Origin of the sequence: Phenylobacterium sp., assembly GCF_030654915.1 — a bacterium.
Taxonomy (GTDB): Bacteria; Pseudomonadota; Alphaproteobacteria; order Caulobacterales; family Caulobacteraceae; genus Phenylobacterium.
In genome coordinates this window covers 1-12,404 of record NZ_JAURWM010000346.1, presented here as the reverse complement: position 1 = coordinate 12,404, position 12,404 = coordinate 1, and the positions used below count along the sequence as shown (strand labels likewise).

13 protein-coding genes and 1 tRNA gene are annotated in these 12,404 nt (G+C 66.6%); 3 read left to right on the top strand and 11 right to left on the bottom strand.

What is annotated here, in order from left to right:
- Positions 1-252: 252 nt before the first annotated feature.
- Positions 253-329: transfer RNA gene (locus Q7T84_RS17870), tRNA-Arg, on the bottom strand.
- Between the two features lie 62 nt (positions 330-391).
- Here Q7T84_RS17870 and dctA point away from each other — a divergent pair.
- Both dctA and Q7T84_RS17860 read left to right on the top strand, forming a co-directional pair.
- Positions 392-1,708 carry a C4-dicarboxylate transporter DctA gene (gene dctA, locus Q7T84_RS17865; protein ID WP_304811548.1) on the top strand — a complete coding sequence of 439 codons (1,317 nt, stop codon included), beginning with the start codon at positions 392-394 and terminating at the stop codon, positions 1,706-1,708.
- Positions 1,709-1,867: 159 nt separating this feature from the next.
- Positions 1,868-2,701, top strand: a complete 834-nt coding sequence (locus Q7T84_RS17860; RefSeq protein ID WP_304811545.1) for a CAP domain-containing protein — start codon at positions 1,868-1,870, stop codon at positions 2,699-2,701.
- 219 nt (positions 2,702-2,920) lie between these two features.
- On the opposite strand, the gene Q7T84_RS17855 is transcribed toward Q7T84_RS17860, so the two are convergent.
- From Q7T84_RS17855 to Q7T84_RS17835, 5 genes are all read right to left on the bottom strand, one after another.
- Positions 2,921-3,430, bottom strand: coding sequence for a CarD family transcriptional regulator (locus tag Q7T84_RS17855; protein ID WP_304811542.1), 510 nt, complete (start codon positions 3,428-3,430; stop codon positions 2,921-2,923).
- A 280-nt stretch (positions 3,431-3,710) separates the two neighbouring features.
- Positions 3,711-4,052 (bottom strand): ferredoxin FdxA, encoded by a 342-nt coding sequence (gene fdxA / locus Q7T84_RS17850; protein ID WP_056735770.1) that lies wholly within the window; start codon positions 4,050-4,052, stop codon positions 3,711-3,713.
- A gap of 113 nt (positions 4,053-4,165) precedes the next feature.
- Complete coding sequence (locus tag Q7T84_RS17845) at positions 4,166-6,532, bottom strand: penicillin acylase family protein (protein ID WP_304811534.1); 2,367 nt, start codon at positions 6,530-6,532, stop codon at positions 4,166-4,168.
- 51 nt (positions 6,533-6,583) lie between these two features.
- Positions 6,584-7,039 carry an SRPBCC family protein gene (locus tag Q7T84_RS17840; protein WP_304811532.1) on the bottom strand — a complete coding sequence of 152 codons (456 nt, stop codon included), beginning with the start codon at positions 7,037-7,039 and terminating at the stop codon, positions 6,584-6,586.
- Positions 7,040-7,119: 80 nt separating this feature from the next.
- Positions 7,120-7,905 (bottom strand): pseudouridine synthase, encoded by a 786-nt coding sequence (locus Q7T84_RS17835; protein WP_304811530.1) that lies wholly within the window; start codon positions 7,903-7,905, stop codon positions 7,120-7,122.
- 72 nt (positions 7,906-7,977) lie between these two features.
- Here Q7T84_RS17835 and Q7T84_RS17830 point away from each other — a divergent pair, with 72 nt between their 5' ends.
- Positions 7,978-8,325: a helix-turn-helix transcriptional regulator gene (locus Q7T84_RS17830; protein ID WP_304811527.1), complete on the top strand. Its 348-nt coding sequence runs from the start codon at positions 7,978-7,980 to the stop codon at positions 8,323-8,325.
- A 13-nt stretch (positions 8,326-8,338) separates the two neighbouring features.
- On the opposite strand, the gene Q7T84_RS17825 is transcribed toward Q7T84_RS17830, so the two are convergent.
- The 5 genes from Q7T84_RS17825 to Q7T84_RS17805 all read right to left on the bottom strand — a co-directional run.
- Positions 8,339-8,620, bottom strand: coding sequence for an RNA-binding S4 domain-containing protein (locus Q7T84_RS17825; RefSeq protein WP_304811525.1), 282 nt, complete (start codon positions 8,618-8,620; stop codon positions 8,339-8,341).
- Positions 8,617-11,154 (bottom strand): helicase-related protein, encoded by a 2,538-nt coding sequence (locus Q7T84_RS17820; RefSeq protein ID WP_304811523.1) that lies wholly within the window; start codon positions 11,152-11,154, stop codon positions 8,617-8,619. Before Q7T84_RS17820 ends, Q7T84_RS17825 begins: the two co-directional genes overlap by 4 nt.
- A gap of 51 nt (positions 11,155-11,205) precedes the next feature.
- Positions 11,206-11,496, bottom strand: a complete 291-nt coding sequence (locus Q7T84_RS17815; RefSeq protein ID WP_304811520.1) for a type II toxin-antitoxin system RelE/ParE family toxin — start codon at positions 11,494-11,496, stop codon at positions 11,206-11,208.
- Positions 11,493-11,741: a type II toxin-antitoxin system ParD family antitoxin gene (locus tag Q7T84_RS17810; protein ID WP_304811517.1), complete on the bottom strand. Its 249-nt coding sequence runs from the start codon at positions 11,739-11,741 to the stop codon at positions 11,493-11,495. The genes Q7T84_RS17815 and Q7T84_RS17810 overlap by 4 nt, the downstream gene beginning before the upstream one ends.
- Before the next feature lie 46 nt (positions 11,742-11,787).
- Positions 11,788-12,404 (bottom strand): ABC transporter permease (locus tag Q7T84_RS17805; RefSeq protein WP_304811514.1); only part of this gene is annotated, 617 nt, incomplete at its 5' end.

Here is a 12,404-nt window from a genome sequence, read left to right as displayed (position 1 = left end):
TGCTCCAAGTCAGCGCCCCACGAAACAGTCGAGTTTATGCCGGACCAAACCTACGCTGCTCGGACGATGAGAGTCTGCTTTGTGCCAAGATCTAAAGTCCTGCGATGGCGTTTTCTGGCCGCTGCGCGCGCTGTGGCTTTGCCATCCATCTTGAAGTTGGGTTTCTTGCGACCTGTTCTCAATTTGGCCAGTCTTAAGTTGCAGATGGGCCAGTCTTAAATTGCGCCGACACCGACAAACGACAACAGTCCGTGGCGGCCCGGGAGGGACTCGAACCCCCGACCTTCGCTTTAGGAAAGCGCTGCTCTATCCTGCTGAGCTACCGGGCCGACCGGTGGGGGTGATAGCGCAATGCCATTCAGGTGGGAATGGCTGCGATCGGGGATAGTGGATGGCGTTCTTTCGTATTTTCCGCCTGCTGTATGTGCAGGTGTTGGTCGGCATCGGCTTGGGGATCGCCGTCGGGGCGATCTGGCCTGAGGTCGGGGTGGCGCTCAAACCGCTGGGCGACGGCTTTATCAAGCTGATCAAGATGTCCATCGCCCCGGTGATCTTCTGCACCATCGTCTCCGGCATCGCCCGGATGAGCGACATCAAGGCGTTCGGCCGGCTGGGCGCCAAGACCTTGCTCTATTTCGAGGTGGTCTCGACCTTCGCCCTGGTGCTGGGGCTGGTGGTCGGCAACCTGGTCAAGCCGGGCGCGGGCTTCAACATCGACCCAGCCACCCTCGATCCGACCATCGCGGCCGGCTATGTCGAGAAGGCGGCCCATAGCCAGGGCTTGATGGACTACGTGCTGGGCCTGATCCCCAACGCCTTCTTCGGCGCCTTCGCCGAGGGGGACCTGTTGCAGGTGCTGCTGATCGCCATCCTCACCGGCTTCGCCTGCGCACGCCTGGGTCCGTTCGGCGACAAGGTGGCCGGGGTGCTCGAGGACGTCTCCAAGGTCTTCTTTTCGATCATCCAGATCGTCGCGAAGCTGGCGCCCATCGGCGCGTTCGGCGCGATGGGCTTCACCATCGGCAAGTATGGCCTGGCGGCGCTGCTGAAGCTGGGGGCGCTGGTCGCCACCTTTTACGCGACCTCGCTGCTCTTCGTGCTGGTGATCCTGGGTCTTATCGCCCTGGTCGCCGGCTTCTCGATCTTCAAGTTCCTGGCCTATATCCGCGAGGAGCTGCTGATCGTGCTCGGCACCTCCTCCTCGGAATCTGTGCTGCCGCAGATCATGGAGAAGATGCAGCGGCTGGGCGCGGGCAAGACCACCACCGGCCTGGTCATTCCCACCGGCTACTCGTTCAACCTGGACGGCACCAACATCTACATGACCCTGGCGACGCTGTTCCTCGCCCAGGCCACCAATATCGACCTGACCCTGACCCAGGAGCTGACCCTGCTGGGGGTGGCGATGGTGACCTCCAAGGGGGCGAGCGGCGTGACCGGGGCGGGGTTCATCACCCTGGCCGCCACCTTGGCCGTGGTTCCCGACATTCCCATCGCCTCGCTCGCCCTGCTGGTCGGGGTCGACCGGTTCATGAGCGAGTGCCGAGCGCTGACCAACCTGGTCGGCAACAGCGTGGCCACCATCGTCATCGCGCGCTGGGAGGGCGATCTCGACCGCGAGAAGCTGGCCTATGAGCTGAATAAGGGACCAGGGCCGGTGGCCGCGCCGAGCCATCCGCCCGCCGTGGGCGCGGTCGAGCCTGACTGATCGTGAAGCCGGGCGAGGACCCTGCCAAGCGACCGTTTCCCTGACTCTCCGTTAATCCATAAGCCTGTAGATCAAGATCAGCTTCTATAGGTGGTCCAGGTCTTCGCCCCCGCCGCTTGAGGCCAGGCTGACGGAAAGCCCCGTCGAAGGGAACGCTGGATGCTAACGACAGGATCTTCGCCGACCGTCGACGGCGTTGCACGCCGCATGCTGCTCGCGGGGATGGGAAGCCTCGCGGCGCTGCCGGCGTTCGCCGCGCCCCAGGTGATCGGCGCCGACGATTGGCTGGCCTATGAGGCCCGGCTCCGGGACCGACTCGTCGATGCCGGCGGGGGACGTTTCGAGGCGCCCAAGGAACGCCAGCTCTGGGCGTTGACCAACGGCGCCAGGGCGGCCAACGCTAAGCTGCCCTGTGGCTGGAGCGACGAACTGGCCTTGGCCGCGCGGGCTCACGCCGCCGATCTCGCCGACCGGGACTATGTCGAGCATCTGACCCCGGAGGGTTTTGATCCCACTCACCGGATCGGGGTGCTGGCACGGCGAATGATCGGCTCGGCCAGCGAGAACATCGCCTATCGCCACGCCCCGACGCCGCCCTCGGCGGAGGACCTGATGGGGCTTTGGCGCAACAGCGAGCGCCACTGGCTCAACCTGTTGGCGCCGACCCACGCCCAGGTGGGGTTCGGCGTCGTCACGCGAGGCGAGCGCACCTATGCCGTCGGCCTCTACGCCCATCCAGATGGCGAGCTGGCCGCGCCGCTGCCGTTTAAGATCAATGGGGCCGCCGACCTATCGAGCGTCCTGGAGCAGGCCTCCCCGCATTTGGAGAGCTTCTCCCTGAGCAATCCGCTGGACGTGGCCGCCAGCCGCGCGTTCGGCCAGGAGGCCATCGGTTCGCGGCTGACGCCGGGCGTCTATCAGTTGCGGCCTCGTCAACGGCTGGACGAGCGACGCTATCAGATCCTCTGGGGTCCGATTTTCGTTCGGGTCTAGGGCTGGCGGGGCGCTCCGCCCCGCGACGCGCCGGCTATTTGTCGGCGGCCGAACGGGCGGCTCCAGCCGGGCGCGATCGGGTCGCCGCTATCGCGCTCGTTCACGGCTTGCTTGAACCGCGGGGCTTCTGGCGCGGCTGGACCGCGCGTCGGCGGATCACACAAACGAAAACGCCCGACCTTGCGGCCGGGCGTTTCAAGTTGATTTTCGACGAATCCCTTAGGAGGCGACGGCCTTGATCAGGCTCTTGTTGAGGATGCCGATGGCGGCGTCGCGGTCGATGCGCTCGATGGCGGCGACTTCGCGAGCCATGCGGTCCAGGGCCGATTCATAGAGCTGACGCTCCGAATAGGACTGTTCCGGCTGGTTCTCGGCGCGGTGCAGATCACGCACCACTTCGGCGATGGAGATCAGGTCGCCGGAGTTGATCTTGGCTTCATATTCCTGGGCGCGACGCGACCACATGGTACGCTTCACGCGGGCGCGGCCCTTCAGGGTGGTGAGCGCCTGGCTGACCACATTGCCCTCGGCGAGCGAGCGCAGGCCCGCGGTGCGGGCTTTCGCGGTCGGAACGCGAAGGGTCATCTTTTCGTGGTCGAAGGTAATGACGTAAACTTCGAGGGAATAGCCGGCGACTTCCTGGGTTTCGATCCCCTGTACCTGGCCCACGCCATGGGCCGGATAGACGACATGGTCGCCGACGGAGAATTCCAGACCGCTCTTGCTCATTCGCTCAAGTCCTTTCGACGCGTCCGAACCCGTTAAGAGGCGTTAATAACTTTCCAACAGAGCAAAGATCACCATCCGCAAAAACTGCGCGGCGGCTTACCCCTGTTGGAACGGAATTGACCTCTAGGACACCCTTCGCCTTATGAAGGCGTACACTGGCCGGGGACGGCTCTTCTGCAAAAACGACGGGGCAAGCGTTCTCGCTATCACCACGTCAATGGTGACATTAGCATAAAAATCAGCCGAAAGAAAGGCTTGCCCCCGGAGTGACCTGGGAGCCTTAGGAGCCGCGACCGGGCTTCTCGCTGAAGTACTTCTCGAACTTGCCTTCTTCGCGCTCGAACTCTTCGCGGTCAGCGGGCGGCTCGCCCTTGACCGTGATGTTCGGCCAGACCTTGGCGTAATCGGTGTTGATCTTCAACCACTTGGAGTCGGGATCGTCTTCCGTGTCGGGCTTGATGGCGTCGACGGGGCACTCAGGTTCGCAGACGCCGCAATCGATGCACTCGTCCGGATTGATCACCAGGAAGTTCTCGCCCTCGTAGAAGCAGTCGACGGGACACACCTCAACGCAGTCCATGAACTTACATTTGATGCAAGCATCCATGACGATATAGGTCATAGCGCAATTGGGCTCCGGCCGCTCTAATCGGGCCGCGGTTTTTCCGGCCCCGCCGCCGCAATGTCAATGCCGCCGAGCCCCAGGATATCTGGAAGCTCCGATAGGCGTCCCAATCAGCTGGCGGGCTGAAGCTTCAGTACACGCTCCGTCGCCGCCTCCACGGCCTTCCGGGAATAGCTCAACGGCACGTATTCGCCCTTGGCCCACTTGGGGAACAGATCGCGATAGTGCGCTCTGCCTGGGCTGCCCGATTGGCCCGGCGTGTTGATCGCGAGGCTGTTGTCCCAGGCGCCGACATCCAGAACCATGCGGAACGAGGCGCCGGCGACGACGCGGTAGTCGTCCAGTCGCCAGGTCGCGGCCAGGGGGGAGAGCATGGTTCCCGCCATCGGCGCGGTCCCGCTGGACATAGCTTTGCGGTCGGCGGCGGGCGCGAGCGAGGTCAGGGCGTGGTCGAAGCGCGCCTGGTGCAGCTTGCCCCAAGCCCAGGTCTTTGAATTGGGCCCCAGGCGCCCGGCCACCTCGTCATAGGCGGCCAGCAGGCTGGAGGTGAGGATCTGGTCGCGGGCGGCGGCCGGGTCGGCGCCGAGGCTGGCGTCGGGATGCTCTAGCAGCGCCATGACCGCGGCCAGGTCGCCCTGGCCGACGGTGGCGCGGGCGGCTTGCGGCACGGCGCGGGCGACGGTGGCCTTACCCAGGTGTTTGGCGATCCAGACCTCGTAGAGCGCCGCGCCGTCGCTGTCGCTGGCCGCCCTGTGGTCCCAGCCGCGCAGCAGTTTCAGGGCCGAGGCGAGTTTGGGATCGGTGGTCTTGATCGGCGCGAGCAGGACCAGCATCCGCCGCGAGGTGATGTTGTAGGAATCGGTCTGCAGGGCCGTGGCGTCGGCCAGGGTCAGCTTGTTCTTGGCGGCCAGCACCTCGGCGATCCGCTGCATGCGTGCGGGGTTCGACCACTCGAAGCCGACCTTGCGCTCGGCATAGGGGAAGTCGGCGGGCAGGTTCATCTGGTTGGCGGAGGCGAACCAGCCGGAGGCCGGGTTGTGGGCGCTAGGCAGCTCGTCGAGCTTCAGGAACCCCTTCCATTCATAGCGGCCGTCGCCGGGGACCGGCAGCAGGCCGTCCCAGTTGGGACGGCGCGGAACCTTGCCGGCGGCGACCCAGCCGATGTCGCCCTTGGTGTCTGCATAAACCTGGTTCTCCGACGGCGCGCCCCAGTCGGCCAATGCGCCCTTGAAGCCCTCCCAGGTCTTGGCGGTCATGTAGCCCATCGAGCCGAAATAGGCCGACGTCCCAGGCTCGGCCCAGACGCTGCGCACGGCGAAGGCTCGGCCCTTGGCGGCGTCGGCATAGACCACCGGCCCGTGGTGGGTGAAGCGCAGTTCGACCTTGCGCGGCGCCGCCTCTCCCTTGACCTCGATGTCCTCGACGACGCTGTCCATCTGCGCCCAGCCACCGGCGTAGCGGTAGTTCAGGGGCGACTTCGGATCGGTCTCATAGACATAGAGATCCTCCTGGTCGGCCGGGAAGATGGTCAGGCCGAAGGCGACCGTGCCGTTGTGACCGATGGAGACGCCGGGCAGGGCGGGTTCGCCGGCTCCGATCACCGAAAAACCCGGGGCTTCCATGTGGACGATGTAGCGCAGCGACGGCGCGCTGTGCTCGCGGTGCGGATCATTGGCCAGGATCGGGCGGCCGGTGGCGGTGCGGCTGGCGGCCACGGTCCAGTTGTTGGAGCCGATCGCGTCGGGCGGGATTTCCAGCATGGCGGTCTGGGCCGGCGGCCCCGCGAACTTCACGCCGCTGGTGGCGAGTTGATAGTCGGCGAGCACGCCGGCCGGAATATCGCAGGGATCAAGGCCCTCGGGGATCTTGGTCTCCCAGGCCGGTTCGATGTGGCGGTAAAGCTTGGCGGCCTCCAGGCCGGCGGCGCAGGCGATCTTGGCGCGCCCGACCTCGTTGGGCACGTTGCGGGTCAGGCCATGGCTGCGGATGCGCACCACGTCGTCGGGTGTCCAGAGGTCAGGCGCCGAACCGGCCAGCTGGAATTCCGGGGGCAGGGGCCGCTTGCCGGCGCGGATCTCGATTACATAGGCGTTCACTCCGGCGATGAACGCCTCGGTGTTGTCCTTGGCGCCGGCGCCATAGGCCGCCCACTCGCGGTCCATGTCGCCGCGATAGAGGAACAGTCGCGCAGCGCGGTCCTGGGCCACGTAGGCTGGGCCGAAATCCTTGGCGAGGAGGCCAAGGCCCCGCTTGCGCCACAGATCGATCTGCCAGAGCCGGTCGCCGGCGACGTTGTAGCCCTGCAGGAAGAAGGCGTCGCGCACGTCGCCCGCATAGATGTGGGCGATGCCCCACCGGTCGGTGCGGATCTCGGCTGGCTTCCGGAGGCCCTCGAGCGTCCGCGCCTCTTCGCGCGGCGCGGCCAGGGCCGAGGTGGAGACGAGGGCGGCGAGCAGGGCGGAGGCGACCGTTTTCATGCTCGCCAAGCTAGGCTGCTGAGCGCCGAGCGACAATCGTCCGCGGTCGGCCTATCTGGCGAGATAGGCCGCCAGGTTGTTGAGCAGTTCCTTGGTGCCGTGCTCACGGAACTCGGGTTTGTCGTGGCCGTCGAAATAGGCGCCTTGCTCGGTATAGATCAGCCGCGTGCGGCCGCCGTCGGCCTTGAGTTCGACCGTGGCGATGGAGACCGAGATCCGCGTCTGGTCCATGTCCATGGTGTAGCTGAGCGCGATGCGCTGATCGGGAACGATCTCCAGATAGACGCCGTCATAGGTATAGACCGCGCCGCCCTCGGGACCCCCCTTGTTCAGCTCCCGGCCGCCGACCCGAAAATCGAGCTGATAGCCGGGGTCCGGCTTGGCGAGGTTGCCGAACCAAAGCGACTTGGCCTCAGGCGAGGCCCAGGCGGCGAACACCCGGGCTGGCGCGGCGTCATAGGCGCGTTCGATGACAAAGGTGGCGTGGCTCACGGATCGCTCGGTCATCTTTTTTCCTTCGCTAAAGTGTTCGCTTAAGTATTTGGCCGCGAAGGATTGGTCAAGCGATCACTACAGCATTTCGGGCGTCAGGCCGGGCGGTTGTGCGCGACCGAAGCCTTCAGCAGCGCCGCGCGCTCCTCCGCGGCCAGCGGCCGCCAACGACCTTCGGGCAGGTCGCCCAGCAAGAGCGGGCCGACCCGGATCCGAACCAGATCGACCACCCGCAGTTCGACGGCCTCGGCCATTCGCCGGATCTGGCGGTTGCGGCCTTCTTTCAGGACGATGTTCAGCTTCTGATCGTGGATCTGTCGCACCTTGGCGGGGCGCAGCTGGCGGCCGTCGAGCTCCAGGCCGTGGCGCAGGAGCTCCAGCTTTTTCGGGGTGATCACCCCGGTCAGCAGGACCATGTACTCCTTATCGATGTTCGACTCCGGCCCAATCAGCGCCTTGGCCAGCACGCCGTCCTCCGAGAGGACCAGCAGGCCGCGGGAGTCCCGGTCCAGCCGGCCGAGCGGCGCCAGGTTGTTTCCAGGACCCGGGACCACGCCGTCCTCGCCCCACAGCGCGTCCTTGGTCAGCAGGCTCGCGGCCTCGACCTGGTCGTCCTGCGGCAGGGAGGAGACGATGCCGATCGGCTTGTGGAACACCACGCTCAGCATGGTGTCGAGGATCGCCTGGGCGCTGTCGTTCAGCACCAGGGTCTGGCCGGTCTCGATCTTGCGCCCGGCGTCGTCGACGCGCTGTCCGTCGATGAAGACCAGGCCCTTGCCGATAAGGGCTTCGGCTTCACGGCGCGAGCAGACGCCGCTCTGCGCCAGCCATTTGTTCACGCGTTGCGGTTCGGGGTCGTTATAGGTGCGGGTCCAGGCCATGGCCCTGCATACGGCTCGCGCCGACGCTCGCCAAGCTCTTGCCGTTTCACACCTCTGGTGATACTTTAGTTCATGCTAAACCATAATCCGAAGCTCGACCTGCTGTTCCAAGCCCTGGCCGATCCTGGCCGCCGTGGAATGGTCGAGCGATTGAGCCTTGGACCGGCCTCGGTGAGCGAACTGGCCCAGCCGCTCGACATGACCCTGTCGGCGGTGGTGCAGCATTTGGCGGTGCTGGAGGCCAGCGGCATCGTCCGCTCTGAAAAGCTCGGCCGCGTGCGGACCTGCCGGATCGAGCCCGAGGCGTTCAGCCTGGTCGAGCTCTGGGTCAATGAGCGGCGGACGAACTGGGAGCGCAAGCTCGATCGCTTGGGAGAGTTCCTGGCCGCCACCCCGCAGGATGAGGGCGGCAAGTCCTGAGTTGGCCGAGCCGCTAATCCGCGGCCAGCGTCGAATAGAGTCCGCGCGCCTCGTCGGGCGGGCCGCGCCGCTCGCCTAGGGCCTCCACGGCCACGGCGATGAGCCGGCCTCCGACCGCGAACACCAGCCGGTCGCCGACCTTGAGCGGCCTGGCGCACTTGTCGATGCGGGTCTCGGCGCCGCTGCGTGTCAGTCGGACCTTGCCCTCATCCAGGTACTTGGCGGCCAGCGAGCGGGTCTTGAAGAACCGCGCACGCCACATCCAGACATCGGCGCGGCAGGCGTCGTCGCTCATGCCCGCACAGCCTTGGTCTTGCGACGCCGGCGAGGGCGGCGCGCTGGGGGCGCCGGCTGTTCCTTCAAGGCCGCGAGGGCGGCGAACGGCGAATTGGGGGCAGGTGCGCTCACGGCGTGCGGCTTAGGCTTTTCGCTGCGGCGACGCCAGACCAGCGGTTCGCCGTCCTTGGGCTTCGTCGTCGGCGCGAAGTTCAGGGCGCGCAGGATGTCACGGGCCTCGCTATCGGACCAGCCAAGCTCCTCGCGCGCCGGATCGGAAAGCTGTCCCTGCTTTGGCGCGGCGCGCAGTAGTTCATCGAGGCGTTCCAGCGCCTCCACTGGCACGGCATGGCGACCGACCGCGCGCAGGCCGAACGCGGCCAGGGCGATCGGCGCGGGCGGCGGGTCGGGCAGACGGCTGACGCTGTCGGTGGCGGGGCGCCAATCGCGGCCCGCGAAACCCTGGGCGAAGGTCAGGGCCTGAGGCTTTAGCAGCGCCGGCAAATAGAGGCTGAAGTGGCCGAGCCGCACGCCGAGCGCCTTGAGGCCGCGCCGCTCGACCTGGCTGAGCGCCTTGGCCTCGGCGCGCACCTGGTCGCGGTCGAGCACGCCGCCGGCCTCGATCAGTCGATAGGCGAGGCCGCGCGCCAAACCCTTGACCTTGCCGCTGGAGAGGGCCGCTTCGAGACGGCGCAGGACGCCCAGCCTTTTGACGGCCTCCGCCGCGAGGAAGGCTTCGAGCCGCCGCGCCGCGCGCTCGCGTGCCGGGGCTGGACCGAGCTCGCCATAGAGCCGGATCTTTGGGGCGAACGGCGTGCCGCCGGCGATCGCGCCGGCCGCCTCGCCATGCCAGTGCACCACGCCGTCGGGGGTGAAGGAGAAGGCTTCGTCGGGCTCGGAGGCCAGCTTACCCAGCCGCTTGGCGATCTCGGGTCCGACCGCGGCGACGGCGGCGGCGCGCAGGGCCTTCTCCTCAAGCACCGAGGAGCCTTGGGCGGGCTCGAAGCTGACGCCGAGCAGCTTGCCGACATACTGGCCCTCGACCGTGACCGCGCCGTCGCTGGCGACCCCGGCCAGCATCTCGCTGTGGACATTAAGCGCCCGCATCAGGGCGCTGGTCCGCCGGTCGACGAACCGGGCCATCAGCTTTTCATGCAGGGTGTCGGAGAGCCGGTCTTCCAGCAGGCGGGTGCGGCCCTGCCAGCCAGCGGCGTCGGCCAGCCAGTCAGGACGGTTGGCGACATAGGCCAGGGTCCGCACGCTGGCCAGGCGCGCGGCCAGGGTGTCGATCTCGCCGTCGGTGCGGTCCAGATGGCGATACTGGCCGGCGATCCACTCCTCGGGAATCTTGCGGTTGCGGCTGGTCAGCCAGCCGAAGAACTCGCGGACCAGGCGGATGTGCTCCTCGCCGGAGGTCTTGCGGAAGTCCGGGGTCTGGCAGACATCCCACAGCTTCATCAGCGCCTGACGGTCGCGGATGCAGCGGTCGATCACCTCAGGCTCGCCCGACAACGCCCGCAGGGTCTTCTCGTCCAGGGCCTCGGCCGACAGCTTCAGCCCCTCGCGGGTCGGCGGCGCGGCCAACGAGCGCATCAGGTTGTTCAGCGAGCTGAAGTCGAGCTTGGCGTTGCGCCACTCGGCGCCGGCCGTGGCCTCGAAGTGGTGTTCCTCGACCGCCTCGATCAGGTCGGCGTCCATGTCCTCGCACTCGCCGGTGACGCCAAACGTCCCGTCGCGGGTGAAGCGCCCGGCGCGGCCGGCGATCTGGCCGACTTCCTGCGGGTGCAGGAAGCGGGTGCGCTTGCCATCGAACTTCCGCAAGCCTGCAAAGGCCACATGGTCGACGTCCATGTTCAGACCCATGCCGATAGCGTCGGTCGCGACCAGGAAGTCGACCTCGCCGGACTGGTAGAGCGCGACCTGGGCGTTGCGGGTGCGGGGGCTGAGCGAGCCCATGACCACGGCCGCGCCGCCGCGCTGGCGACGGATCAGTTCGGCGATGGCGTAGACCTGGTCGGCCGAGAAGGCGACGACCGCCGAGCGGCGGGGCAGGCGGGTCAGCTTCTTGGGGCCGGAATAGCTCAGCCGCGACAGCCGCTCGCGGGTGACGATCTCGGCGTCAGGCAGCAGCCGGCGGATCAAGGGGGCCATGGTCCCGGCGCCCATCAGCATGGTCTCGTACTTGCCGCGCGCATGCAGCAGCCGGTGGGTGAAGACGTGGCCGCGCTCGGGGTCGGCGCAGAGCTGGATCTCGTCCACCGCCAGGAACTCGACCTCGCGGCTCAGCGGCATGGCCTCGACGGTGCAGACGAAATACTGCGCGCGGGCCGGGACGATTTTCTCTTCGCCGGTGATCAAGGCCACGGAGGAGGGACCGCGCAGCTTGACAATCCGGTCGTAGATCTCCCGCGCCAACAGCCGCAACGGCAGGCCGATCATGCCGCTCGCATGGCCCAGCATCCGCTCGACGGCGAGGTGGGTCTTGCCGGTATTGGTCGGGCCGAGCACCGCCACCAGTCTCGGCGGCCCCACACCCGAGGAACGAGCACTCATGCGAGGGAAAGTGGGGTGGGAATCGCTCGGCGGCAAGCGGAGGGGCGCCGCTTACTGATGCCGGTCGAAGTCCATGCGTTGATGCAGGATGCGGATCACGTCGAGTTCAACGCCCACCAGACGGTAGAATATCACGTGTGAACCGACTGAGAGCTTGAAGTAGCCGGTTCGAATATGGTCGCAGGGCCGGCCTCGCCGTGGATCTTCCACCGCGCCTTCGATGACCCGCTGAATGTCACGAATATAGCTTTCGGCCTGGGCGTCGCCCCAATGAGTCTGGGTATGATCCCATATCTCGTCGAGGTCGCTCGCGGCCTTCGGCGACAGGACATAGCGGCTCATCGCGTTGGCGAGGCGGTGCGTTTGCTGGCAATGAACTGGTCGAAGTCGAACGGCGTCGAAGGGCCGCCTTCCTCACCCTCGACTAGAGCCGCTTGAAGCGACGCCAGTTGCGCCTCTCGTTCCTCCAGCAGGCGCAGGCTCGCCCGGACGACTTCGCTCGCCGAGGCGTAGCGGCCTTTGGCGACCTCGGATTCAATAAAGTTGGAGAAGTGCTCCCCGAGGCTGACGGATGTGTTCTTGCCCATGGCGGCGATCATACCAAAGATTGGTAATTTGGCCAGTGCGGCGCTGCTAGTCCAGCGTGCGCCGATAGCGCGCCATGGCCAGGGCGGTGACGACGCAGACGAAGGCGGTTAGGGCGAGTAATTCGCGCCACATGTCCTCGAGGCTCTGGCCCTTCAGCAACGCGCCGCGAACCACGCGCAGGAAATGGGTGACCGGCAAGACCTCGCCCAGCGCCTGCGCCCAGGCCGGCATGCCGCGGAATGGGAACATGAAGCCCGAGAGCAGGATCGAGGGCAGGATGTAGACGATGCTCATCTGCTTGGCCTGGAGCTGGGTCTTGGCCACCGTCGACATCAGGAAGCCGAGCGCCAGCGAGCCGATGATGAACAGCGCCACGCCCAGCGACAGCCCCAGCCAGCCGCCCTGCATCGGCACGTCGAACAGGAACCGTGCCAGCAGCAGGATGATCGCCGTCTGGATCAGTCCGACCGCGACATAGGGCGCGAGCTTGCCGACCATCACCTCGATGGGCTCGACGGGGGTGGCGAGCAGGCTCTCCATCGTTCCTCGCTCGGCCTCTCGGGTCACTGACAGCGCGGTCATCATCACCAGGGTCATCGACAGGATGACGCCCAGCAGGCCGGGCACGATGTTGTAGGAGGTGATCGCCTCGGGATTATAGC